General features: G+C 50.1%; 21 protein-coding genes and 1 tRNA gene. 7 read left to right on the forward strand and 15 right to left on the reverse strand.

Going from position 1 to position 24,019, the window contains the following annotated elements; all coding sequences use genetic code 11:
- Positions 1–352: 352 nt before the first annotated feature.
- From D1627_RS08690 to rpmH, 5 genes are all read right to left on the reverse strand, one after another.
- Complete coding sequence (locus D1627_RS08690) at positions 353–868, reverse strand: DUF2480 family protein (protein WP_119431875.1); 516 nt, start codon at positions 866–868, stop codon at positions 353–355.
- Positions 869–884: 16 nt separating this feature from the next.
- Positions 885–1,580: a tRNA (adenosine(37)-N6)-threonylcarbamoyltransferase complex dimerization subunit type 1 TsaB gene (gene tsaB / locus D1627_RS08695; RefSeq protein WP_119431876.1), complete on the reverse strand. Its 696-nt coding sequence runs from the start codon at positions 1,578–1,580 to the stop codon at positions 885–887.
- Between the two features lie 136 nt (positions 1,581–1,716).
- Entirely contained in the window at positions 1,717–3,366 is a 1,650-nt protein-coding gene (locus D1627_RS08700) for a S41 family peptidase (RefSeq protein ID WP_119431877.1), read from the reverse strand.
- A 29-nt stretch (positions 3,367–3,395) separates the two neighbouring features.
- Positions 3,396–3,806 carry a ribonuclease P protein component gene (locus D1627_RS08705; RefSeq protein ID WP_119431878.1) on the reverse strand — a complete coding sequence of 137 codons (411 nt, stop codon included), beginning with the start codon at positions 3,804–3,806 and terminating at the stop codon, positions 3,396–3,398.
- Between the two features lie 40 nt (positions 3,807–3,846).
- Entirely contained in the window at positions 3,847–4,008 is a 162-nt protein-coding gene (gene rpmH, locus D1627_RS08710; RefSeq protein ID WP_071784616.1) for a 50S ribosomal protein L34, read from the reverse strand.
- A gap of 361 nt (positions 4,009–4,369) precedes the next feature.
- Here rpmH and D1627_RS08715 point away from each other — a divergent pair, with 361 nt between their 5' ends.
- On the forward strand, positions 4,370–6,088 hold the full coding sequence (locus D1627_RS08715) for a M61 family metallopeptidase (protein WP_119431879.1): 1,719 nt from the start codon (positions 4,370–4,372) through the stop codon (positions 6,086–6,088).
- A gap of 185 nt (positions 6,089–6,273) precedes the next feature.
- Here D1627_RS08715 and D1627_RS08720 read toward each other — a convergent pair whose 3' ends face one another.
- The 6 genes from D1627_RS08720 to D1627_RS08745 all read right to left on the reverse strand — a co-directional run bounded on the left by D1627_RS08720 (position 6,274) and on the right by D1627_RS08745 (position 11,018).
- Positions 6,274–7,515 carry an NAD(P)/FAD-dependent oxidoreductase gene (locus D1627_RS08720; protein WP_119432502.1) on the reverse strand — a complete coding sequence of 414 codons (1,242 nt, stop codon included), beginning with the start codon at positions 7,513–7,515 and terminating at the stop codon, positions 6,274–6,276.
- Positions 7,516–7,648: 133 nt separating this feature from the next.
- Entirely contained in the window at positions 7,649–7,846 is a 198-nt protein-coding gene (locus D1627_RS08725) for a hypothetical protein (RefSeq protein WP_119431880.1), read from the reverse strand.
- Positions 7,847–8,038: 192 nt separating this feature from the next.
- Positions 8,039–8,962, reverse strand: a complete 924-nt coding sequence (locus D1627_RS08730) for a PfkB family carbohydrate kinase (RefSeq protein ID WP_119431881.1) — start codon at positions 8,960–8,962, stop codon at positions 8,039–8,041.
- Positions 8,963–9,089: 127 nt separating this feature from the next.
- A tRNA-His gene (locus D1627_RS08735) sits at positions 9,090–9,166 on the reverse strand.
- Between the two features lie 146 nt (positions 9,167–9,312).
- The gene (locus tag D1627_RS08740; protein WP_119431882.1) at positions 9,313–9,681 is read right to left on the reverse strand and encodes a DUF6980 family protein; all 369 of its coding nucleotides are present in this window, start codon (positions 9,679–9,681) and stop codon (positions 9,313–9,315) included.
- A gap of 2 nt (positions 9,682–9,683) precedes the next feature.
- Positions 9,684–11,018 carry a dihydroorotase gene (locus tag D1627_RS08745; protein ID WP_119431883.1) on the reverse strand — a complete coding sequence of 445 codons (1,335 nt, stop codon included), beginning with the start codon at positions 11,016–11,018 and terminating at the stop codon, positions 9,684–9,686.
- Positions 11,019–11,164: 146 nt separating this feature from the next.
- Here D1627_RS08745 and D1627_RS08750 point away from each other — a divergent pair, with 146 nt between their 5' ends.
- The gene (locus tag D1627_RS08750) at positions 11,165–12,523 is read left to right on the forward strand and encodes a DEAD/DEAH box helicase (protein ID WP_119431884.1); all 1,359 of its coding nucleotides are present in this window, start codon (positions 11,165–11,167) and stop codon (positions 12,521–12,523) included.
- A gap of 94 nt (positions 12,524–12,617) precedes the next feature.
- Here the strand turns inward: D1627_RS08750 and D1627_RS08755 are convergent, their stop codons facing one another.
- From D1627_RS08755 to D1627_RS08765, 3 genes are all read right to left on the reverse strand, one after another.
- Complete coding sequence (locus tag D1627_RS08755; protein WP_233555570.1) at positions 12,618–13,085, reverse strand: hypothetical protein; 468 nt, start codon at positions 13,083–13,085, stop codon at positions 12,618–12,620.
- A 175-nt stretch (positions 13,086–13,260) separates the two neighbouring features.
- Complete coding sequence (upp, locus tag D1627_RS08760) at positions 13,261–13,917, reverse strand: uracil phosphoribosyltransferase (RefSeq protein WP_119431885.1); 657 nt, start codon at positions 13,915–13,917, stop codon at positions 13,261–13,263.
- The gene (locus D1627_RS08765) at positions 13,890–14,852 is read right to left on the reverse strand and encodes a GNAT family N-acetyltransferase (protein WP_158607161.1); all 963 of its coding nucleotides are present in this window, start codon (positions 14,850–14,852) and stop codon (positions 13,890–13,892) included. The genes upp and D1627_RS08765 overlap by 28 nt, the downstream gene beginning before the upstream one ends.
- A 103-nt stretch (positions 14,853–14,955) precedes the next feature.
- On the opposite strand from D1627_RS08765, the gene D1627_RS08770 reads away from it, so the two are divergent.
- The 4 genes from D1627_RS08770 (at position 14,956) to lpcA (ending at position 19,802) form a co-directional block, all read left to right on the forward strand.
- Positions 14,956–16,617 (forward strand): hypothetical protein, encoded by a 1,662-nt coding sequence (locus D1627_RS08770; RefSeq protein WP_119431887.1) that lies wholly within the window; start codon positions 14,956–14,958, stop codon positions 16,615–16,617.
- Between the two features lie 290 nt (positions 16,618–16,907).
- The gene (locus D1627_RS08780) at positions 16,908–18,746 is read left to right on the forward strand and encodes an ABC transporter ATP-binding protein (RefSeq protein ID WP_119431889.1); all 1,839 of its coding nucleotides are present in this window, start codon (positions 16,908–16,910) and stop codon (positions 18,744–18,746) included.
- A 131-nt stretch (positions 18,747–18,877) separates the two neighbouring features.
- Positions 18,878–19,219, forward strand: a complete 342-nt coding sequence (locus tag D1627_RS08785) for a hypothetical protein (protein ID WP_119431890.1) — start codon at positions 18,878–18,880, stop codon at positions 19,217–19,219.
- A gap of 7 nt (positions 19,220–19,226) precedes the next feature.
- Positions 19,227–19,802 carry a D-sedoheptulose 7-phosphate isomerase gene (gene lpcA, locus D1627_RS08790; protein ID WP_119431891.1) on the forward strand — a complete coding sequence of 192 codons (576 nt, stop codon included), beginning with the start codon at positions 19,227–19,229 and terminating at the stop codon, positions 19,800–19,802.
- Between the two features lie 62 nt (positions 19,803–19,864).
- On the opposite strand, the gene D1627_RS08795 is transcribed toward lpcA, so the two are convergent.
- Positions 19,865–22,045 carry a PAS domain S-box protein gene (locus D1627_RS08795; protein WP_158607162.1) on the reverse strand — a complete coding sequence of 727 codons (2,181 nt, stop codon included), beginning with the start codon at positions 22,043–22,045 and terminating at the stop codon, positions 19,865–19,867.
- 203 nt (positions 22,046–22,248) lie between these two features.
- Between D1627_RS08795 and D1627_RS08800 the strand changes: the two genes are divergently transcribed.
- Positions 22,249–23,787 (forward strand): YifB family Mg chelatase-like AAA ATPase, encoded by a 1,539-nt coding sequence (locus tag D1627_RS08800; RefSeq protein WP_119431893.1) that lies wholly within the window; start codon positions 22,249–22,251, stop codon positions 23,785–23,787.
- The last annotated feature ends 232 nt before the right edge of the window (positions 23,788–24,019 follow it).

The following is a 24,019-nucleotide window of genomic DNA, read 5'->3' on the forward strand; positions in this document are numbered from 1 at the left end:
CTCTTTTTTTTCGAATCCCGCCGGGCTGTCCCCGCCGGAAGCGGCTGCAAAGGTAGGGAATTAAACCCGAACTCCGCAACACTGGAAAGAAGTTTTTTTTCCGCGGGCGGCCCGTGTTACCGGCCTCCCTTCTCCCCCGTCCCTGCTGAACCGGGATGCAAAAGTAGGCAAAATTCCCGCCCGCGCAACACCCACACCACAAAAAACTTCGCCGAAAGGCTTAAGAACCTGATTTTCAATCAGAATATTTTACATCTAATTTCATCCCTTCCTTAATCATCTATACTTTTAATGAAAAAGGGGAGCAGAATTTATACTTCCTGCTCCCCCTTTATCTACTTTAACGGCTTTATTAAGCGTTTTTTGGCTTCTTATATAGTGGCACTGTACTGCATGGCTCTCCATACATTATACTTGCAGCTACTGGTAAAAGCTTTCGCATTACTTCTACGTAGGCAAAAGTTGGTACCGGAACACTTCCGCAGCCCTTAACCACTACTTTCGCATCTCTATACTCCTCCATATCAATTCCGGCTATAGCTTGTTGCATCAGCGACTGCTCTAAAGCTTCCAGATCGCCAAACACGAAGTGGTTTGCGAAGTTCTGCAACTTTGTAGCAAGCAGCATATAAGCCCAGGTTGGCACGATAGCATCTTCGGAACAGATAATAGCTACATTCTTTCCCTCGTACTGAGACCAATCATGCTCTTTCACGAATGCCCTGAAATCCTTTTCACGCAGGATCAGGCCTTGAAACAGGTTTTCCTTTATATCATATACCACGCGCTCGCCTGGGTGCAGCAGCAATTCCAGGTTTAGCGTTACCAGCGCACTTTGCGCTACTCTGTTTACTATCTCTTCTGACATGGTTATTCTCTCCTTGTTAGTTAGCAGCTTTCTTGGCACTTGTTATATAAACATCCTTCAGGTAGAAGGGTTCATAATAGGCTACATCCTCAAATTGCTTTTGCTCATACTTTGGCAATGCCAGCTCCCCTATTGTTTTGGCGTTTGGCAGCACACCTTCTATAAACAGTGCATTGGCCTCAGTGTTTACCATCTCCTTATACTTTGCAGCTCCGCTGCCGAAGAAGACGATAGGCTGGGTTTCCAGTTTCTCTCTAAAAGTTTGTTCGTCCAGCACTATGGGCGCTATAGGCTCTACCTCTTCCAGGTTGTGTGTGAGCAGGCAAGTATAAACCTCCAGGCGGCGGGCATCTAGCATCGGGCAGAAAAGGTAGCGCTCCGGGTTTGGGGTAGCGGCAATAACCTGCGCAGCCAGCCCATATAATGTCGATACTTCCAGTAAAGGAATATCCAGCGAATAACATAAACCTTTAGCGGTTGAAGTGCCGATGCGCAAACCGGTATACGAGCCTGGTCCGCCAGACACGGCAACAGCGCTTAGCTCCTGCAAAGTGGCGCCGCAGTTCTCGAGCAGTTGGGCTACCATAACGGTAATATGCGAGGAATGTGATTTCTCTATTTGCAACTCAGAAGCACCCAGCAGCTGCTGATCTTTATAAAGCGCGATAGAGCAGACGGTAGTGGAGGTTTCGAGTGCGAGCAGCAAAGGCATGTGCAAGTATGGTTTATACGTTATAGATATCCGCAAAATTAAAGCAAGCCAACGAAGGCACCAAAAGTATAGCTAACTGTAAAGCAAAAGAGGAAGGCACTGCTGCGCCTCCCTCTCCTGTTTATTACTTTATACTTTAGTTGGCTTTTAAGTATGATTTATACTTTGCCTGATCGTTCAGCACTTGTTTTGCCATCAGGATGTCCGGATCATCATCAAACGACGACTCGATGTAGCCTTTCTGCAAATAGTAGCGCGAGGCAATCTCAGCCTCCAGTATTTCCTGTATCTCTGCCCGGAAACGGGTCAGGTCGTTGGCTTTGTTATGGGATACTTTCTTTTTGATGGCTTCCAACTCGGCTTTAATATCTTCGTAATGCTTGCCTTCCTTCGCGGTTTCGGCGACATCTTTCAGTTCGTTTTCTATACCTGTAGTATAAGAAAGGTCTTTATCAGACAGGTACGCGATAAACTTCTTATACTCATCGTCGGTTAGCTTAAACTCTTTAGCCGCCGGAATGCTTGGGTGACTGACTTTATACTTGTTTGCATAATCAAAGAAGTAGCCTCTGCCGGCAATCGTTCTGGTAATCTCGGAGAACTCCGGCTGCTTTACCTCAACATCCGGGCTTACGCCACCGCCATCGTATACAATTCTGCCCAGCGCAGTTTTATAGGCAACTCGCAGCGAATCCGGAATTTTACCTACACTGCCATCCTCGTTGCGGTGCGCATAGTCGATGGCTTGTATGCAGCGGCCACTCGGAATGTAGTACTTAGCTGTGGTAACTTTTAGCTGGGAGTTATAAGAAAGCGGGCGGGTAACCTGCACCAGGCCTTTACCAAATGTGCGCTCCCCAACCAGCACGGCCCGGTCGTAATCCTGCATCACGCCGGCCACAATCTCGGAGGCAGAGGCGCTGCGCGAGCTGGTAAGTATAACCAGTGGCATGTCTTTGTCCAGTGGCTCGTCCAGGGCTTTGTAGGTTTTGTTCCACTCCTCTACCTTGCCTTTGGTGCTTACAATGTCTTTACCCTTATCCACGAATACGTTCGAGATGTTAACAGCCTCGTGCAGCAAACCTCCGGGGTTATCGCGCAGGTCGAAAACGATCTTCTTGGCGCCCATCTCCTTTAACTTCTGCACCGCTGACCTTACTTCCTTACCTGCATCCATGGTAAAGCCCGAAAGCTGGAAGTAGCCGATCTCATTATCCAGCATGCCATAGTATGGCACATTATCTACCATAATGTTTTTGCGCACAAGCTCTATGTTACGGGATTTGGTTTGGCCGTAGCTGCGCACCTCTAGTTTAATGGCTGTGTTTGCCTGGCCTTTCAGCAGCTTGCTCACTTCCTCGGTGGATTTACCCTGCACGTTTACGCCGTTCACCTTCAGAATCTCATCGCCGATGGCAAGCCCTGCTTTGTGCGCCGGAGAGTTCTCGTAAGGCATTTGCACCACCACTTTTCCGTCGCGGTTGCCAATAATAGCACCAATACCGCCATACTGGCCTGTGGTCATGGTGCGGAAATCTTCAATATCGTCTTCGGGAATGTAATTGGTGTAGGGGTCCAGCGACTTGAGCATTGCGTCGATGCCAGTGCGCATCATCTGTGCGGGTGGCACATCGTCTACGTAATAAGTATTTACCTCTTTAAACAGCGTGGCAAAAACATCAAGGTTCTTGGCTATTTCGAAGTAGCGCTCAGAATCGGCCTTAAAGGAGAAAAGGCCAAGCGCAAAAATGCCGACAAAAACGCCAGCTATGGATTTCTTATACATAATTTCAGGCTTAAGAGAAGCAGGTAAGTCTATTTAGTTAGACAACGCTCCAAACCTGAAATTAGTTTTTTTTGGATAGATTGGAAGGATTTTTTTTCCTTGCCAATATACAGGATGCCCAGCAGCCGTGGCGCCTGCTCGGGATGCTGGTACAGGATATGTTTGTGAAGGCGGTAAGCCTCACGCATTTGCCTTTTCAGGCGGTTCCGGTCTACGGCCCGTTTAAAGTAGCGCTTAGAAACGGAAATGAGCACCTGGGTTTGGCCAGGTGGCAGGTCTTGCGGCGTGTAATAAACAAACCGCAGCGGATACAAATTAAAAGAAGAACTCTTGGAGAAAAGCAGCGAAATAAGCCGCTTACTGCACAAGTGTTCTTCTTTCGAAAATGTATAACTATTAGGCTGGCTGGCTTGCTGCTCGTTAGCTGCTCCTGAATCCATTAGCTGCTATAAAACGCAAAGCCTATTCCTTTAAAAGGAATTAAGCTGCCTTATGTCTTTTCTCGCTAGAAACCGTAAGTCTCTTTCTGCCTTTGGCTCTTCTGCTGGCCAATACTCTTCTACCGTTAGCGGTTTCCATTCTAGATCTGAAACCGTGCTTATTTCTTCTTTTTCTCTGAGAAGGCTGGAATGTTCTTTTCATCGTCTGCCAATGGTTTTATTATGGCCTGCAAAATTAGCAAAGCATTGTAAAATAACAAAGTCTGCCTCAGAAATTTTGCAGAAAGATTAGCAAAGCGCCCATAATTGCGGCTTAGCGGCTTTTGCGTTTCGTACAGAAGTATGGATTTAAAGGCTAATCAAGCAGAAATAGCGCTTTCCAGATATTTATACTACCGATTTCTAAGACGCTCAATTTATACTTCATTCTCAAACTTACACCTGGAGCGCCCGCTTCTGCCACTACTCACAGGTTAAACCACAATGGCAAAATGCTTACATTCGAAGTATAAAACTGCCTTCGCGCTACTAAAGTATAATCTGATTCATCCGTACAAAAAACTATGATCCATTACCACCTCTCTTTCCGGAACCCACTCACGCATGTTGTAGACATCAGCATTACAATAACAGGTAATCAGCAGCAGAATTTATGCTTGCAGCTGCCTGCCTGGCGCCCCGGCCGCTACGAGCTACAGCACTTTGCCCAGAAACTGTATGCTGTGACAGCTACCGCAAACGGGCAAAGTATACCTATCCAAAAAATCACAAAAGATCGTTGGCTGGTAGAGGCAAAAAATGCTCAGGTTGTGGAGATTAGCTACAGTTTCTTTGCCCGCCAAATGGATGCCGGCGGCTCCTGGCTGGATGAGGAAATGTTATACCTTAACCCTGTAAATTGCCTGATGGCAGTGGAAGGCCGCGAAGCAGAGCAGCACCAGGTTAGCCTGCAACTGCCGGAACACTGGCAACTGGCCTGCGGACTGCCCGAGCACGAAAAACACACCCTGCTTGCCGCTGATTTTGACGAGCTGGCCGACAGCCCTTTTATAGCCAGCGGCAGCCTGCAACGGGAGAGTTTTGAGATGGATGGCTATACCTTTCATGTATGGCTGCAAGGCGACTGCCAACCTAATTGGCCACGCATTACTTCTGATTTGGCGGCGTATACCCGCGAGCAGCTGGCCGTGTTCGGCGATTTCCCGGTGCCGGAGTATCATTACCTCAACCTCATTTTACCTTACCGCTTTTATCACGGCGTGGAGCACAGGCACTCTACCGTAATCACCTTGGGCCCCGGCGAGCAGCTTATGGACTGGGGTATGTATAAAGAATTTGTGGGCGTAAGCTCCCATGAGCTTTTCCATACCTGGAACATTAAAAAGATTCGCCCGAGGGAGATGCTGCCTTATGATTTTGCACAGGAGAACTATTTCCGGACTGGTTATGTAGCTGAGGGCATCACAACCTATTACGGCGATTTTATACTTGCACGCAGCGGCTTTTTCACGGCTGAAGCATACTTTGCCGAGCTCAACACCACCCTGCAACGCTATTTTGCCGATTACAGCCGTTACAACCTCTCTGTGGCAGACTCCTCCTTCGACCTGTGGCTGGACGGTTATAAGCCCGGCATCCCGGACCGCAAGGTATCGATCTATATAAAAGGTGCTTTAACCGCCCTGCTCCTGGACCTGCAACTGCGCCAGGCCACTGCCAACGCAGCAAGCCTAGACAGCGTAATGCGCATACTTTGGGAGCGTTTCGGGAAAGTAAACATTGGCTACACAGAAGCCGATTACGCAGAAGTTGTAGAAGAGGTGGCCGGCCAGCCTTTTCAAGCATACTTTGACAGGTATATTAATAGCACCGAAACTATAGAACCTGCGCTTGATGCAGCCTTACGCTACGTGGGTTGCACATTGCAAGAGAAGCAAAACCCAGTGCTACACGAAGCCCGCTTCGGCTTTAAGCTTGCCACGGATGGAACTATGAAAGTAACAGCGATCGCGCCAGACTCTCCGGCCAGTGAGTTACTAAGTATAGATGATGAGCTAATTGCCCTGAACGGGCGCAAACTGGAGAACAACAACCTGCCGCAGTTGCTGGCCCTGAATCCCGAGCAAACCGAACTGGCCTTTTTCCGGGAGAAGCAGCTACGCGTTATACGCTTAGAGCCCAACGGCCAAACTTACTACAGCAAGTATACCGTGCAGAAGCGCGAAGACGCCACCGCTGCAGAACAGGAGAACTTCAGGCTATGGCTGAATCAGAAGTTTTAGTTTTAGACTCAAGTATTAAGACACACGACACAAGACTTTCTGTTAATGTGAGTAGACAGATCATACAGCAAGTCTCAAACTCCACAAACTGTAGGCTGCTTGTGCTGCTTTGGTGTTAGTTGCTAGCGTTTTACGCTAACCCCGAAAAGTCTTGTGTCTTGATACTTGTGTCTTGTGTCTAACACCTAGCTACCAAATAGAAGTTTGGCGTAAAACGATGGCTGCCGGAAACGCTCGCGCAGATCAACGTCGTTGAGCATGCAGGAGATGGTCTCGGCAAGGGTTGGGTTTTTAGAGGCTCTTGCGGCAATGGCATCAAACAGCCAAGGGTAGCGCAGCATTTTTTGCAGGTGGCGGCTTAGGCGCAGCTCTTTCCAGAGGCGGTTGTACACGGCTTTGTCGTAGCCTTGCAGTGTGGCCGCCGAGAAATCCTGGGAGGCTATACTTTTAGCAGCATGCTCAGCGGCCCAACGCCCACTGATCATGGCATTGCTAATGCCTTCGCCGGTAAAGGGGTCTATTAAAGCGCCGGCATCGCCTAACAGCATGTAGTTATCCCCAGAGATGCTCCGTTTTTTAGAACCTAGCGGCAAGCCAAAGCCTTTTATACTATCCACCACCTCGGCACTGGCAAAGCGCTCGCGCAGACTGGGGTGCTCTGCCAGCATCCGCTGCATTTCCTTTTTCAGGTTCACTTTTTTGCTGCTCACCGCACTGCTCAGCATGCCTACCCCTACATTGGCCTCGCCGTTAGGCAACGGAAAAACCCACAGGTAGCCCGGCAGGAAGTCTATAAAAAAGTGCAGCTCGATGAAGTTCTCCGCATCCATACCCTGCACGTTTTTATAGTATGCGCGCAGGCCGGCACAGTAATGCGCCGGCTCCTGCTCCAGCCTGGCCACATGCCGCGTAAACCCCGATTGCGCCCCATTGGCTACCAGCAGCAGCTTTGCCTGCACTAGCGGCTCGCCCTGCTTGCCACTAAGTATAAACCCGCCCTCAGGCACCCGCTCATACTTGCTGATCTCCATACTTTCCCTAAAATCGATTTCGGGCCGTTGCCGCACTTGCCGCACCAGGAAATCATCAAAGTCTACACGCTTGGAGATATAGCCTGCCGGTACGTCTTGCTCCGGGTTATACTGCTGCACAAACGGCACGCTTAGCTTATGCCCACCCGGCGATATAAAGTGGATGCCCCACGATGGCAGCGCTTCCTGCTGCTGACCCAGCAAGTCGGGCAACTCCGGCGAGATGCGCCGCAGTTCATTTACCACTTTGCCGCTCAGGGCGTCGCCACAAATCTTATCCCGCGGGAAAGTAGCTTTATCTAGCAGTAAAGAAGGAATGCCTTTGTTAGCCAGGTGCAGGGCGGCAGTAGCTCCGGCGGGGCCGGCTCCAAGTATGCAAATATCGGTCTGAAGCATAAATACAGTGTAGTGCTTGCCTAAAGATAAGCAGAAGCAGCCAAGCGCACCAGAGCGGGCAAACAAAAAGGGAGGCCCTCCTGTAGGACCTCCCCTTATATCATTTTCATAGCTTTATTCTGTGTGGGCGCTGTTATTTGCGTGTTGGCGTGTTATTGCCGCCTTTCGCTAGATTGCGGTTAGGGTTTTGCACCTTTGTCTCGCTATCGTTCAGCGCATTGCGAGGCGGGTTATCATCGATTCGGCCCATAGGCTTGTTCGGGTCCGCCTCATTCGGGTTGTTTTTCTTCAACTCGTCAATATTCTTGTTGTCTTTATTCTTGATGCTCATAGCTTGTTCTCCTTTTTAGTCTATACTTAGTTTTACCCCGTTTTGCCACATTTTGTTGCACTTAGTTGCTGCGCCTCATACCAATATACCAACAAAGCGGCTCCTCACAAACACTTTTATAGTACTATATCCGGCAACAAAAAAGGGAAGCCGAAGCCTCCCTTTTTATACTTTACTTTATACTTGCTGTTGCTATTGCAGCACAGTGTCAAAGGCGACCAGGTTCACGAATTCCTGCACGCGGGCGTCAATCTCTTCCTGCGTCAGGTTTTTCAAGCGCTCGGTACCGAATTTTTCTACGCAGAACGATGCCATGGCAGAACCGTGGATCACGGCGCGCTTCATACTATCGAAGCTAATATTATCGCAGCTGGCCAGGTAACCGATAAAGCCACCGGCAAAAGTATCGCCAGCGCCGGTTGGGTCAAACACCTCTTCCAATGGCAAAGCTGGCGCAAAGAATACTTTATCCTCGCCAAACAGCAGGGCACCATGCTCTCCTTTTTTGATGATCAGGAATTTCGGGCCCATCGCCATGATCTTTTTGGCAGCCTTTACCAGCGAGTACTCGCCGCTCAGCTGGCGCGCCTCCTCATCGTTAATCGACAGCACATCCACCAGTTTCAGCGTTTGCATCAGGTCTTCCAGGGCAATGTCCATCCAGAAGTTCATGGTATCCATTACCACTAGCTTAGGGCGGTTGCTCAGGCGCTCAATTACCGTGCGCTGCACCTGCGGGGCCAGGTTGCCCAGCATCAGGAACTCGCAGCCCTGGTAGCTCTCCGGGATGATCGGGTCGAAGTCGCCGAGCACGTTAAGCTCTGTGGCCAGCGTTTCGCGGCTGTTCATGTCGTTAAAATAGCGGCCAGACCAGAAGAAAGACTTCTCGTTCTCCTTCACTTGCACGCCTTCGGTGCTGATGTTGCGCGCGTGCATCAGGCTAATGTGGTCCTGATCGAAATCACCGCCCACAACCGATACCACGTTTACCGGCTTCACAAAATAAGAGGCCGACAACGAAATATAGGTCGCTGCGCCACCTACGATCTTATCTGTTTTTCCGAAGGGTGTCTCCAGCGCGTCAAACGCCATCGAACCAACTACTGTTAAGCTCATATTTTTAAATTTTAAATGACTGATTTTTGAATGAGTGAATACTTAAACCTTAAAGCAATTTAACTATCCAGCCACTTAGCAATACAATGTAAATAAAAAAAGCCCTTGAAGGTTCGCTTCAAGGGCTTGGGGTGGAAGATGGGGCTCGAACCCACGACCCCCAGAATCACAATCTGGTGCTCTAACCTACTGAGCTACAACCACCGTGTCTCAATTGAGAGTGCAAATATAAGCAGCATTTCACATAATGCAATACCTACGGCTCATTTTTTAGCTCAAAAATCGACTTAAATCTATAACAAACTATGAATCAGAAGTATATTTTTTAAAAAAATACTTCCCTGATTTGCTTATTGTGCTAACTTGGTGCCGCACCAGGGGCAATAGTTAATCACTACCATCGATGCGCTGCCATCATGCACGGGTATGCCATACAGGCCTTCGTCCCATTTATTGATGATTACCTCCGGGTCATCATACGTGGTTTCGCCCTCCTCGTCTATACTTTGAAATACCTTATCGGCCAGCATCAGACAGCAGTAGCTCTCGTAATCGAAGCCCTGCGCCTTTAACTTCTCGGTGGTGGCCCAATCATAACAAGCTTCATCCTCATGTATGGCATCGATGTAAGCCTCATACTCTTCCGAAGCCATCACTTCCTCAGGCAGCTCTTTCCCGAAAAAGCGGGCATGCAGTTCTTTAAATTTCTCCAGTTCCATGCTTACCTGTCGAACAGCAGGCGCTCGCCTTTTTTACTTTCATCAAATGTGCCGTTGGCAAAGGCATGGTGGCCCGACACAATGGTATGCATGATGCTTGTGCTGAAGGTATGGCCCTCAAACGGCGACCAGCCGCACTTATAGTATGTGTTCTCTTTGGTAACAGTAAACGGCTTGTTCAGGTCCACCAAAACCAAATCAGCCCAGTAGCCCTCGCGGATGTAGCCGCGCTCGCGCACGTTGAAGAGTATAGCCGGGGCATGGGCCATTTTCTCCACCATTTTCTCCAGCGTCAGCTTGCCCTGCTTCACAAACTCCAGCATCATTTGCAAAGAGTGCTGCACTAGCGGCACCCCGGATGGTGCTTTTTTATACTTGTTCTGCTTCTCGTCCCAGGTATGCGGGGCGTGGTCCGTGGCAATTACATCCAGCTTATCTTCCAGCAAACCTTTCAGCAAGCCCTCTTTGTGGCGATGCTCTTTTATGGCCGGGTTGCATTTAATCTGTGTGCCAAACGTATCGTAATCCTCCTTATCAAACCACAGGTGGTGCACACAGATTTCGGCGGTAATGCGCTTTTGCTCCAACGGAATGTCGTTACGGAACAGTTTCAGTTCTTCTTCCGTGGAGATATGCAGAATGTGCAGGCGCGTGTTGTGCTTCTCGGCCAGCTTCACGGCCAGGTACGAGGATTTAAAACAGGCGGCCTCGTTGCGGATTTCCGGGTGGCACTGAATCGGGATGTCCTCGCCATACTTCTGCTCATACAGCGCCATGTTGTCGCGGATGGTTTGCTCGTCCTCGCAATGCACGGCAATTGGCAGTTTGGCTTTGGAGAAAATCTCTTCCAGCGTCTGCTCATTATCCACCAGCATGTTTCCCGTGGAAGAACCCATGAAGATCTTGATGCCGCAAACCGTATTCGGGTTGGTAAGCATTACCTCGGCCAGGTTATCGTTGGTGGCGCCCATGTAAAAGGAGTAGTTTGCCAGCGAGGTTTCAGCCGCGATGTTATACTTGTCTTCCAGCAACTCCTGCGTGGTGGCGTTAGGCACCGTGTTGGGCATCTCCATAAAGGAGGTGGTTCCGCCGGCCACAGCCGCTCTTGCCTCCGTTTCGATGTTGGCTTTCTGGGTTAGTCCCGGCTCCCGGAAGTGCACCTGGTCGTCGATCACGCCCGGCAGCAAATGCAGCCCGGTGGCATCGATGGTCTCATCGGTGTCAGCTGTTATACTTTCGCCAATCTGCGCAATGCGGCCATTCTGGACCAGTACATCGGCGGTGGTTATACTTCCTTCGTTTACGAGTTGTGCGTTTTTTATGAGGATGGATTTCATCTATAGATCTGCTCTCTGGTAACCATTATATCGGCTAAGATACGTCATCTACACGTCTTTTGCTGTCTATCCGCCACAGTCTTTACCGCTCTCCCACAAAAAAGCCGTACTTTTGCATATCAACACGAAGTATAAATTTGAACACCATGGCCGAAGAAGCAGAGAAAGAGATAAGCACCTTTGAGGATTTTAAGCTGAACAAGCAGCTCCTGAACGCCATTGCCGAGGCCGGCTACGAAAAACCCACGCCGATACAGTTACAGGCTATCCCGCTGATTTCGGCAGGCCACGATATATTGGGCATCGCCCAGACGGGCACGGGTAAAACCGCTGCTTTCCTGCTGCCGCTGCTCATGAAGGTAAAGTATGCGCAAGGCGATAATCCGCGCGCCATTATTATTGCGCCAACCCGCGAGTTGGTGATGCAGATTGAGGAGAATATTACGCTACTGGCTAAGTATACCGATATCCGCCACCTGGCCATTTACGGCGGGCTCGGCCCAAAAACTCAGATCGAAGCCGTTAACAAAGGTATTGATATACTGGTAGCCACGCCTAAGCGCCTGATGGAGCTTTACCTGAAAGGCGACCTGATCCTAAAAGACCTGAAAACGCTGATCCTGGATGAGGCAGATAAGATGATGGACATGGGCTTTATGCCGCAGATCCGGAGGTTGCTGGAGGTGATTCCGCGCAAGCGCCAGAACCTGCTGTTTTCGGCCACCATGCCGGATAAAGTGGTCGAGCTTTCGGAGGAATTCCTTGAGTTCCCAACCAGAGTAGAGATTACGCCACAAGCCACGCCCGTAGAAACCGTTAGCCAGGTGCTATACCAGGTGCCAAACCTGCGCACCAAGATTGAGTTGTTGGAGCACCTTATTCAGGATGCTGATACGCTTAACCGGGTGATCATCTTTACGCGCAGCAAGAAGAACGCCGAGAGCGTATCTAAGTTTCTGGAGCACCGCAACTATGGCGAGGTGCGCGCCATACATGGCAACAAAGGCCAAAACACCCGCATCAACTCCATGGAGGCCTTTAAGGGCGGCGAGATCCGTTTTCTGGTGGCAACCGACGTGGCTGCGCGTGGCATCGACGTAACCATGGTAAGCCATGTAATTAACTTTGACGTGCCCTTGATTTACGAGGATTACGTGCACCGCATTGGCCGCACGGGCCGCGCCGAACAAGCCGGGGCAGCCATCACTTTCGCCACTGAGGCCGAGATGTACCATGTGCAGAAGGTCGAAAAGATCATCCGTATGAAGATTCCGCAGGAGCCGATGCCCGAGACGGTGAAAGTGTTTAAAACGCCTTTTGAGGAGCAGCAGGAAATGGCCCGTGAGATAGACCGCCAGAAGCGCCGCGACGACCCTGACTTTAAAGGCGCCTTCCATGAGAAGAAAGGCCGCCACAAATCTAACTTCGACAAAGGCAAGAAGAAAGGCGACCCGAAGAACTCATTCTGGCAGAAGACCAAGAAAAAAGGAAGCCGGAAGAAATAAGCAGGAAGCAGCAGCCAGAAACGGTTGCTGCTTTTATTTTGTGGCCAACTAGGAACAAAAAAGCCAGGCTTTAACGGCCTGGCTTTTTTGTTGGTTAGAATCGTATACTTAAGAGCAGGCCCTCGGCCATTTGCCCAAATTTAAATACCAGAAAGTTAAGTATGGCGCTCCAGAAAATAGCGCTCCAAAGCATGTGTATAAAAATATGCTTGCGGGGTGCGCCAAACAGGGCCGCTACCATCGTTCCGAAGATTGGAGTAAAGAGAATAGGCGTTAGAAAAGCAACGCCACTTATGCCGAAGCGCTTCCATATCTGCACAATGCGGCGGTTCTTCTTACTGAACATAGGCTTGCGCTTTGCCCGGCGGCGCGCCGATATCCACTTCGATACCGCCCTCCCGATCATGGAAAAAATCACAACGCTGGTCATCATGCCCGCCACCGTTAGCAGCACCGTCTCGACATAGGACAATCCTAGCGACACTCCTGTAACCGGCCCACCAAAAAACTTCACCATACTCACCAGGTATACCGACAGGTATTTTACTATTTCTACTAACACAGCTATTCCAGATAAAATTGTACTCTAACAAAAACAAAGGTTGCAATAATATATTATACGCGCTTCAAATAAATTAAACGTATGAATATATCAACAATCTATTTAGCTAATAAGCTAAATAACAACGCTTTGGGAGGGCAGAGGTGTAACAGCCCGTTTAGCACATTGGTTCAGGTTATACTTTTGGACCGAAAGCCAGGTCGCCGGCATCGCCGAGGCCCGGTACAATGTATGATTTCTCGTTGAGGTAATCGTCTATGGCGCCCAGCCAGATGTGAGCTTCTGGCACCTGCTCCCGCACATAGGCAAGGCCTTCGGGGGCGGCGATGGCGGCGGCAATATGTACCTGCTTTGGCTTGCCGTGGCGCAGCATGCCTTCATAGGATTTCACCAGCGAGCGCCCGGTGGCCAGCATCGGGTCAGCCAGTATCAGTATCTTATCGTGGAGGTTGGTAGAGGCCAGGTACTCCATGTTTATCTGCAGCTGCGTGTTTTCCTCCTCTACGCGGTAAGCGCCCACAAACGTACTGTAGGCCTTATCGAAGTAATTGAGCATGCCGTTGTACAACGGAAGGCCGGCACGAAGTATGGTGGCCAGCACCGGCTGCTCGGCTAGCAACTGCGTTTTGGTCTCGGCCAGCGGTGTTGTTATACTTACTTCCTGATAAGGCAGCGTTTTAGAGATTTCGTAGGCCAGCAACTCACCCAGCCGCTCCAGGTTCCGGCGGAAGCGCAGGCTATCGCCGTGCACCTGCACATCGCGCAGCTCGGCTATATAATGGTTGGCAAGAGAGGGAGTTTCTGTTAGGATATGTACGTTTTTCTTTTCCATGCGAGGTACCAGGGCGTGTGTTGATGCCTTAAAGATACATAGCTTATGGGGCTTGCACCAAAATTGGCGTAAAATTTCGCGACCGATGGCACCATGCTTCCCTCAAAATCCAGCGCGCGGGCAGTGCCGGCATACCGCTGTATCACGCTGTCGAGCAGCAGGGCCATGGCCCCGGTTTGCCGGCCGCTTGCCGAGGAAGCCCCGAAAAGAAAAATAATTTTATCAGGCTGATGTACCAGCAGCGCTGCCGCCTGCATCTCGCCTTCCGCTGTCCGCGCCTGCAGCAGCTCGGCTACGCCCTGCTTCTCCAGTTCATGGTGCAATTGCTCCAGCAATTTGTAGTGCTTGGGTTTCATTTCTGCAAGTTCTTTGCCTTTGGTCCCTTTGAAAAGCTGAATCAGTGGGGCTATACTTTGCAGAGGATCCAGGCAAAGGCCGGATTGCTGGGCCCGTTTCAGGTTGCGTTTCTGGTTGGTGCTGTAGCCGCGCACCAATGCTGGGTAAGCAGGCTGCAGGTTTAGGTGATAAGTAAGACGTGCGCTTGTTTCGTAACCGGTTATACTTGTGGTTAGATTGTTCTGCGTGTTTAGCTGCAGGTATACGCTTTTATACTTTGCCGGAATCAGCGCTACATAGTCGGCCACATCTTTATACTTGCTGGCGGCGGTGGTAAATAGCCCGAGCTGCTGCGTAAAGTATGGCTGCCGTATTTGCTCCTGCCCCAACCGGTGGCCAAGCGGCAACGGAAACACTGATACATACTCCCCGTCCTGCTCCTCTACCACGGCGCACCAAGTACGGCATACGCTGCTGAGGTACCAGTTATAGCCATACACCAGCCGTTCCCGCGATGCGGCTATACAGGCATTCCAGTTTTCTTCGTTTACCTGCTGGTGCGTTACAAAGCGCAGCTCCGGCTTTTTCGTGTGGCTCATGGTCCTGCTAAAGTATAAATTACACACGTTTCCCGGAACTTTAAGCGCCAAAAACAGTACATTCGCACCAAATAATACCATACATTGCTTTAACACAACGCCCATGAAACGCATACTTGGTGCCTTTGGTCTTACGCTTGCAGCCCTGGCAACGCAGGCGCAGGATGTATACATGCCGTACAACCCGGATACATATCACCTGATAGACCGCAACCAGATTAAGTATGGCGACCAAGTGCCGGAGATGCATACCGCAGTGCGCCCCTATGGCCGCCAGGATGTAGCCGCACTGGCCGAGATAAGCGCCCAAAACGCCCGCACGGCTTCCGATGCCTTCAATGCCGCTTACCTTCTCAACGATAACTGGAACTATACCAACCGCGAGCAAAACGACAGCCGCAAACCGATCTTCAACTACTTTTACCGCAACAAGACCGATCTGTACCATGTCGAGTCGGAGGACTTTACGCTGCGTGTGAACCCGGTTATACATTTTGAGTTAGGCCTGGACAGTGAGTCGGACGGGGTGCGCTACATAAACACGCGCGGCGTGCAGCTGGAAGGCAGCATCGACAAACGCTTTGGCTTTTACGCGTTCGTGGGCGAGAACCAGGCACGGTTCCCGGAGTATGTAAACCGCCGCATCAAGCGCGATGCCGTGGTGCCGCACGAAACGCTCTGGAAAGACTTTAAGGAAGGCGGATACGATTTTATTACGGCGCGCGGCTACCTGAACTACGCTCTTAGCAAGCACGTGGAAATACAGATGGGCCACGACCGCCACTTCATCGGCGACGGCTACCGCTCGCTGATCTACTCCGATTACGCACCGCCGGCGTTCTTCCTCAAGCTCAACACCAAAGTATGGAAACTGCACTACATGAACCTGTTTCAGGAGCTTATCGCCACGGCCAACCGCAAAGACGAACTGCTGCCCAAAAAGTACATGGCGTTGCATCGCCTGGGAATAAACGTAACCGACAACTTCAACTTCGGGTTATTTGAGCAGGTGATCTTTGCGCGGGGCAAGGGCAAGTTTGAGCTGCAGTACCTCAACCCTGCAATCTTTTACAGAAGCATTGAGCAAGGCCTGGGTAGCTCCGACAACGCCATGCTAGGCGCCGATTTCCGCTGGAACATACAAAACCGCGTGCAGCTTTACGGGCAGTTGTTGCTGGATGAGTTTGTACTGGATGAAGTGAAAAGCGGTAACGGCTGGTGGGCTAACAAACAGGCCGGGCAGATCGGGGCCAAGTATATCGATGCCTTTGGCCTCAGCAACCTCGACCTACAGGGCGAGATGAACATCATTCGGCCGTATACTTACCAGCACGAAGACCAGTTTACAAACTACCAGCACTACCGCCAGTCGCTGGCTCACCCGATCGGGTCTAACCTGCTGGAGCTGGTGGGCATTGTATATTACCAGCCCATTCCGCGCTTGATGCTTACCGGCAAGGCCGTGGCTACCCGCTATGGCCAGGATATTGTGTCGGCTACTGATACGCTGAACTATGGCAACAATGTGCTCCTATCCTACCGCGACCGTGTATCGACTTACGGCAACAAAATTGGGCAGGGTATCGAGACAAACCAACTGTACCTGGACCTGACTGCTTCTTTTCAGCTGCGCCACAACATGTTCCTGGACCTGAACCAGACCGTGCGCCGCACCACCACGGAAGGCGACGCCCCGGACTTTAATTCATACTATACCTCGGTTGCATTCCGCTGGAACATCCCACGCAGGCGGCACGAGTTTTAGCGCAATGATGGTTTAAGCCATTTAGCATATAAAAACGAGAGGCACTGAACCAGGGGCCTCTCGTTTTTAGTTTAAAGAGGATGGTTTTCTGATGCCCTTACGTCCGTGGCGGCTTAGCAATTCTAAATTCAAAATAAGTATCTTTGCAGCAGCCTGGCTGGCGCGTGCCCAAAGGCCATACTATAAACACTTTAAACCTTTTTGAGTAGCGGCTGCAATGGCAGCCATACTTGTTGCCGGCAACAGCCGTTTCACTAGCAAACCCTGCGGCAGGCAACCCCAAACGTACCATGAAGACCTACCTTCGCATACTTCAGTTTGCCAAACCATACAGTCGGTTTGTGCCGCTTTACTCCATTTATACTTTCCTGGGCATCATTTTTGGCCTTTTCAACTTCACGCTCATTATCCCGCTGCTTAATGTGCTGTTTGGTGAAGTGGGCCAGGACGAGGCCGCTGCTATGGCTATGAGCAAGCCGGAGTTTGCCCTGAACATCGAGTTCTTCAAGGACTTTTTCAATTACTACTTCGGGCAAATCATTTTGCAGCAGGGCCGCGAGGGCGCGTTGCTGTTTGTCTGCATCATGGTAGTGATCTCGGTGTTTCTGGCCAACCTGTTCCGCTACCTTGCCTTCCGGATTGTGGGTGAGTTGCGGGCACACGTAGTCAGGAACATGCGCCAGACAGTGTACGAGCGCGTGACGCAGCTGCACCTGGGCTATTTCAGCAACGAGCGCAAAGGCGACCTGATGACGCGCCTGACCGTGGACATACAAGAGGTGGAGAACTCCGTAGTAAGCACCCTGACCGTGGTTGTACGCGAGCCAATCTCTATCATCGCCTTTTTCATACTTCTATTTAACATGTCTTGGGAGCTCACGCTGTTCTCGCTTATACTTCTGCCTTTGTCGGGCGGTATTATAGCAGGCATTTCCAAACGCCTAAAGCGCAAGGCACAAGAGGGGCAGAACTCACTCAGTTTTATACTTACTATTATTGATGAGACACTGAGCGGCATGCGCGTGGTGAAGGCTTTTAACGCGGAGCCGTTTATACTTAGCAAATTCCACGATCAGAACAACCGTTACGCCCGCATACAGCGCTCCATTGCTAACAAGCGCGACCTGGCTTCCCCGCTTTCGGAGTTTCTGGGCGTGTCGGTGGTGGCAGGACTGCTGCTTTACGGTGGCACGCTGGTGCTAAACCAAGAGTCTAACCTCTCCCCGAGCGAGTTTATTACCTACATCATACTTTTTTCGCAAGTACTTGTGCCGGCTAAGGCCATGTCGGCGGCATTCAGTAACATACAGCGCGGCCTGGTGTCCGGTGATCGTGTGCTGCAGGTAATCGATACCAAACCACTGATCGTGGATAAGCCAAACGCGAAGGTGCTTCCGGCATTTACCGAACGCATCAAGTTTAAAAATGTGGGCTTTGCCTACGGCGATAAACCGGTGCTGCAGGATATCAACTTTAACATCCAGAAAGGCAAAACAGTGGCCTTAGTCGGCCCGTCGGGTGGCGGCAAATCTACGCTAGCTGACCTGTTGCCGCGCTTCTACGACCCAACAGCAGGAGCCATACTTATCGATGGGCACGACATCCGGGATTATACTATCCGCTCTGTGCGGGCGCAGATGGGCGTGGTAACGCAAGAGTCTATACTTTTCAACGATACGATCTTCAACAACATCGCCTTTAATAAAACCAATGCCACAGAGGAAGAAGTGATAGCGGCGGCCAAAATAGCCAATGCCCATGAGTTTATCGTGCAAAGCGAGAATGGCTACCAAACCGTGATCGGCGACAGGGGCGGCAAGCTATCCGGAGGCCAGCGTCAGCGCCTGAGCATTGCCCGCGCCATACTTCAAAACCCGCCCATACTTATCCTCGACGAGGCCACCTCGGCCCTTGACACGGAATCGGAGAAGCTGGTGCAGGAGGCGCTGAACAACCTGATGCGTAACCGCACGTCCGTGGTGATTGCGCACCGCCTGAGCACCATACAGCACGCCGACGAGATTCTGGTGCTGCAGCATGGGCGCATTGTGGAGCGCGGCACCCACGATGAGTTGCTGGAACACTCCGGCCTGTACGCCAAACTCACGCAGATGCAGCTAACCACATAACGGTAAAGTTGTACTTCCTGCTTTGTAACGTGGTGCTGGTGCGCGGCTTATGTGCAGCTGGTTCGTTAAAATCATATTTTATTATTAATTTTAAACGAAACAGTTGTTGCACTTAAACCCCGCGAACAAGCATGAAAGCTTTAAAGGCACTACTTGATGTACTGGTTATTGGCTATGTCATTTTCACAGTACTGCTCCTGGCCGGAGCCATTAACGAAAACGCCATCCTGAACACAACCGCTGAGGAACAGGCGCTTACGCTTTACAAAATACTGGTAGCCGTTGGCGGCGTTATGTTGCTGGCCCGGTTGCTGATGAGCAGCGTGTACATTGCCGATATGAAGCATGAGAAATACCGCGCGCAGCTTAAGATAAACGAACTGAAGGCCAACCTTTACGAGAAGCGCCAGGCTTTCAGGAGCAACAGTTATAAAAAAGCCCTAACCGAAGAAGAGGTTGAGGTACTGAACTAAAACATACATGACATCTACTACCATTCTGACGGAACTAACACAGGCACAGGAAGTGCTCACGGCGTTTCTGTCTGATGCGAAGAACATCGCATCCATAGAGCTGGCTGCTAACGAAATGGCGAAGGCCGTACAAAACGGGGGCAAAATACTGAGCTGCGGCAACGGAGGCTCCATGTGCGATGCCATGCACTTTGCCGAGGAGCTGACAGGCCGCTACCGCGATAACCGCAAAGCCCTACCCGCCATTTCCATTTCCGATGCCAGCCACATGAGCTGCGTAGGCAACGATTACGGCTACGACTATGTGTTCTCGCGCTACGTGGAGGCACTGGGCAACGCCGGCGATGCTTTGCTGGCCATCAGTACCAGCGGCAACTCTGGCAACGTGATAAAGGCCGCTGAAGCCGCCAAAGCCAAAGGCATGAAGGTAATTGGCCTGACTGGTAAAGACGGCGGCAAACTGGCCCCGCTCTGCGATGTAGAGGTACGCGTGCCGCATTTCGGTTACGCTGACCGTGTGCAGGAAATCCATATCAAAGTGATCCACATTTTTATACTTTTGCTGGAGCAGAAACTGGCATAGTATAAAGAGGGGCGGCTGAGGAAATATTTCCTCAGCCGCTCCTCTTTATACTATATTACCTTTTATAAGGGCAGGTATACATCTATTGTGGTTCCTTTCCCGAGTTCACTTTGTACATCAATGTGTCCGTTTGCATTCTCTACAATGCGCTTCACAATGTATAAGCCTATCCCGGACCCTTCCACATGATCATGTAAGCGCTTAAACATAGCGAACAGTTGATCTAACTGTTTCATATCCACCCCTAAACCATTATCTTGAACACGTAGGCGCACTTGCCCATCCACTTGTTCTGTACTTACCTGCACAATTGCCTGCCTGTCTGGGGAGCTGTACTTTATAGCGTTACTAACCAGATTATACACAATGCTGCGCAGGTTCTTATGAGGGAAGTTAATGATAGGCACAGCCGAAAAGTCGCTTTCAATACAAGCGTTATTCTTTTTGATAAGCTCGCTAATGCTTTCCTTGACCTCCTCCAGCAGTTCTCCCAAATTAATCTTCTCGGTTACATCATCGATGCTACGTTGCGTTTTCGAGATATCGGTTAAGTCCTCAATGGTTCTTTTAAAGCGCACAATCGCTTTGTCCATCATACCCAGGAGCGGCTTCACGCTTTCACTTGGCTCACCCATCTCTTCTTCCAATGCCTGCAACAAACCCTCAAGGTTCGTAACAGGTGCTCTTAAGTCATGCGAGGCTGTGTAGATAAAGTTATCTAAATCGGAATTTGTACGGGTAAGCTCCACATTTTTATTGCTTAATTCCTCATTGGCTTTCTCTAGCTGCGCCTGTGCCTGCGCCAGGTTTTCCAGGGTTAGGCGTTGCTCATGTATATCGGTGCTAGTTCCAAACCACTTTACTACACGCCCATCACGATCACGTAGGGGCAGTGCCCGTACCAGGTGCCATCGCGGGCCGCCATTCTTAGTTTTGATGCGGAATAAAGTTTCATAGTTCGTTCCAGTGGTCACTGCGTTTAGCCAGGCTTCATTAGCTTGCTCTTTGTCATCCTCATAAACAGAATTTATCCAAGAAGTGCCGAGGCCATAAATTGCCGGGTCTTCGCTACTGTAAACCTTTACCCAACGATCATTAATATAGTCCAGGTTACCCTGAGCATCTGCTGTCCAGGAAAGTTGAGGCAGCGCCTCCAATAGCATTTTAAATCGCTCAGCGCTATCTATTATTTCCTGTTGAGCCTTTTTTTCATGGGTTACATCACGAACTTCTATGACAGTACCAACCGGCACGCCATTTTCCTTAATTGGGCTCGCAGCACATTGCACCGGGAAAAAAGAGCCGTCCTTACGAATAAAAATATCCTCATGAGCCCTTACAGAGTTATCCTGAGGCAATGCTCGGTCTATGGGGCACTCATCCATAGGGTAGTGCGTACCATCCGGGTGCGTATGATGGATCAGGTCATGCAGCGGCTTTGCCTTTACCTCCTCCATCGTAAAACCGATCATCTTGATGGCAGCTGGGTTCATGAAAGTACAATAACCTTTCTCATCCATCATAAAAAGCGCGGCCGTGGCATTGTCGGTAATAGTCCTATTTATTCGGCTTTGGTACTCTAGCTCAGCAGTACGGCTCTTTACACGCTCATCAAGTTCCTTGTTAAGCACTGTGAGTTCCTCATTTGCCTTGCGCAAATGTTCCTCAAGTGCCTTACGCTCATTAATTACCTGGTGCCACTCAATAGCCGTACCTGCCAGCCCTGCCGTAAGCTCCATCAGTTCTATTTCTTCAGTTGTTGGCTCTAACACAGAGCTGTAATACATGGCAAAGGTGCCCAGCACCCTCGATCTGTCAGAAGATAAGATAGGCTCAGACCAGCAAGCCTCTAACCCATAGTCTATTGCAACCAAGTACTTTTTCCAGCGCTTATCGTTGGCAATATCAGTTACAATGACGCGCTCTTTTAAATAAGCCGCAGTTCCACAGGAGCCAGCATTAGGCCCTAAAGGTAGGTCACCTAATTTAGAGGAATACACCTGAGAGATACTGGGGGCTGATACAGAGTATAATTTGTTTGTTTCGTAATTGAGCAGAAGTACAGACCCCTTCATTCCGCAGCGGACTGCCTGAATAGTTTCAATTAGTGCATCCAGTACCTGTTTTAACGGTAACCCCTGCATCAGTTGTTCCCGCACCTTGTTCTGAGCCTCATTAAATATTGCCAGAACATTTTGTCTCAGAGGCGACGAGACTGAATTCTCACCTGTGTTAGTATGCATGTGCATGGGATGGTTAGTCTAAAAACATCTAAGCAATTTTTGTGCAAAATAGTTTGCTTACGATTTACCAATGGCTTTGTTACTAATGATTTTGAATGAAATTAGATTTAGAGCGCATAAATTTTGTACAATTATAGAACTTTGTTTTTTTATTCCGCGTTGGCTTCTAAAATCTCACTAAATATAAAATTAATTGGCGTATAATGCTTATCAAAACATTTGGCAGCGCCGTGCAGGGCGTAAATGCCTACACTATAACAGTTGAGGTTAGCGTAAGTGCTGGCACAAAGTACTTCCTGGTTGGCCTACCCGACAATGCCGTTAAGGAAAGTCAGCAGCGCATAGAATCAGCCCTAAAGCACCACGCTTATAAACTGCCCAGGCAGAAAGTTGTCATCAACATGGCCCCCGCCGACATTCGGAAGGAAGGTTCTTCTTATGACCTAACCATCGCAATGGGCATTCTGGCTGCCTCCGGCCAGATCGCAGCCGACAAAGTAGCGCAGTATATGATTATGGGTGAGCTCTCCTTAGACGGATCGTTGCGCCCCATTAAAGGAGTGCTACCCATTGCCATACAGGCGCGCAAAGAGGGCTTTAAGGGAATTATACTTCCGGTACAAAACGCTCAGGAAGCAGCCATTGTCAACAACTTGGATGTTATCGGTGTGGAAAACATACTGGATGCCATCGAGTTTCTGGATGGTGCCCGCAACATTGAGCCGCTCGTTATAAATACCCGCGACTTGTTTACTGAAGCCGTAGACCAATACGCCGCCGACTTTGCCGATGTTCAGGGCCAGGAAAACATTAAGCGCGCCCTGGAGATTGCCGCGGCAGGAGGCCATAATGTCATCATGATCGGCCCGCCGGGTGCAGGTAAAACCATGCTGGCCAAGCGCCTGCCATCCATACTTCCGCCCCTGTCTATGCACGAGGCCCTTGAAACAACCAAGATACACTCAGTAGCTGGTAAGCTGGGCGAGGCTGCATCGTTGCTCACCACGCGGCCGTACCGCTCTCCGCACCATACTATATCGGATGTGGCTCTGGTTGGCGGTGGCGGCATTCCGCAGCCCGGAGAGATTTCGCTTTCGCATAATGGTGTTTTGTTTCTGGATGAGCTGCCCGAGTTTAAGCGCACGGTGCTGGAAGTTATGCGACAACCCCTGGAAGAACGCCGCGTTACTATTTCCCGTGCTCGCACCACTATCGATTTCCCGGCTAACTTTATGCTGGTGGCAAGTATGAACCCCTGCCCCTGCGGCTATTACAACCACCCGGAGAAAGAATGCGTGTGTGGCCCGGGTGTAGTGCAGCGCTACCTGAACAAGGTAAGCGGCCCGTTACTAGACCGCATCGACCTGCACGTGGAGGTTACGCCCGTAACCTTCGATGAGATGACAGCGCTGCGCAAGGCCGAAGACAGTACTTCTGTGCGGGAACGTGTAGTGAAAGCCCGAGAGCTGCAGTCAGAGCGCTTTAAGGAAATGCCTCAGATACACTCTAACGCCATGATGCCATCTCAAATGGTGAAGGAAATTTGCCAGATAAACGATGCTGGCAGAACGCTGTTGAAAACGGCTATGGAGCGCCTTGGCCTGTCTGCACGCGCCTATGACCGCATCCTGAAAGTGAGCCGCACCATTGCCGATTTGGCCGATAGCGAAGACATAAAAATTGAACATTTAGCAGAGGCAATCCAGTACCGCAGCCTGGACCGCGAAGGCTGGGCTGGCTAATAACCCGAAACATATAAATAACTAATTAACATACACTTAACACGAGCGCCGGTTTAAACAAGCTGGCGCTTTTTTATTTGCTAAAGGCAGTTACGGCTTTCCTAAGTTGTACTCTGCTGTCGCCAAAATAGAGTTTTCATGCTATACTTTTATTTGTACTGTTCGTATTAGGCATACATTAGGCAATAAGATGCTTTGAAGCACTTTCTGTACAACCTATTTATCATTTAAA

The sequence above is a fragment of the Pontibacter oryzae genome (assembly GCF_003576375.1).
GTDB classification, from domain to species: domain Bacteria; phylum Bacteroidota; class Bacteroidia; order Cytophagales; family Hymenobacteraceae; genus Pontibacter; species Pontibacter oryzae.

Bases quoted from the DNA above. Each gene is read 5' to 3' on its own strand.
- D1627_RS08715 (WP_119431879.1), top strand. From the start codon at position 4,370: ATGATCCATTACCACCTCTCTTTCCGGAACCCACTCACGCATGTTGTA.
- D1627_RS08725 (WP_119431880.1), bottom strand. From the start codon at position 7,846: ATGAGCATCAAGAATAAAGACAACAAGAATATTGACGAGTTGAAGAAA.
- D1627_RS08800 (WP_119431893.1), top strand. From the start codon at position 22,249: ATGCTTATCAAAACATTTGGCAGCGCCGTGCAGGGCGTAAATGCCTAC.
- D1627_RS08740 (WP_119431882.1), bottom strand. From the start codon at position 9,681: ATGGAACTGGAGAAATTTAAAGAACTGCATGCCCGCTTTTTCGGGAAA.
- D1627_RS08750 (WP_119431884.1), top strand. From the start codon at position 11,165: ATGGCCGAAGAAGCAGAGAAAGAGATAAGCACCTTTGAGGATTTTAAG.
- upp (WP_119431885.1), bottom strand. From the start codon at position 13,917: ATGGAAAAGAAAAACGTACATATCCTAACAGAAACTCCCTCTCTTGCC.
- D1627_RS08730 (WP_119431881.1), bottom strand. From the start codon at position 8,962: ATGAGCTTAACAGTAGTTGGTTCGATGGCGTTTGACGCGCTGGAGACA.
- D1627_RS08795 (WP_158607162.1), bottom strand. From the start codon at position 22,045: ATGCATACTAACACAGGTGAGAATTCAGTCTCGTCGCCTCTGAGACAA.
- lpcA (WP_119431891.1), top strand. From the start codon at position 19,227: ATGACATCTACTACCATTCTGACGGAACTAACACAGGCACAGGAAGTG.
- D1627_RS08780 (WP_119431889.1), top strand. From the start codon at position 16,908: ATGAAGACCTACCTTCGCATACTTCAGTTTGCCAAACCATACAGTCGG.
- D1627_RS08690 (WP_119431875.1), bottom strand. From the start codon at position 868: ATGTCAGAAGAGATAGTAAACAGAGTAGCGCAAAGTGCGCTGGTAACG.
- D1627_RS08720 (WP_119432502.1), bottom strand. From the start codon at position 7,515: ATGCTTCAGACCGATATTTGCATACTTGGAGCCGGCCCCGCCGGAGCT.
- D1627_RS08700 (WP_119431877.1), bottom strand. From the start codon at position 3,366: ATGTATAAGAAATCCATAGCTGGCGTTTTTGTCGGCATTTTTGCGCTT.
- D1627_RS08745 (WP_119431883.1), bottom strand. From the start codon at position 11,018: ATGAAATCCATCCTCATAAAAAACGCACAACTCGTAAACGAAGGAAGT.
- D1627_RS08770 (WP_119431887.1), top strand. From the start codon at position 14,956: ATGAAACGCATACTTGGTGCCTTTGGTCTTACGCTTGCAGCCCTGGCA.
- tsaB (WP_119431876.1), bottom strand. From the start codon at position 1,580: ATGCCTTTGCTGCTCGCACTCGAAACCTCCACTACCGTCTGCTCTATC.
- D1627_RS08785 (WP_119431890.1), top strand. From the start codon at position 18,878: ATGAAAGCTTTAAAGGCACTACTTGATGTACTGGTTATTGGCTATGTC.
- D1627_RS08765 (WP_158607161.1), bottom strand. From the start codon at position 14,852: ATGAGCCACACGAAAAAGCCGGAGCTGCGCTTTGTAACGCACCAGCAG.
- D1627_RS08705 (WP_119431878.1), bottom strand. From the start codon at position 3,806: ATGGATTCAGGAGCAGCTAACGAGCAGCAAGCCAGCCAGCCTAATAGT.
- rpmH (WP_071784616.1), bottom strand. From the start codon at position 4,008: ATGAAAAGAACATTCCAGCCTTCTCAGAGAAAAAGAAGAAATAAGCAC.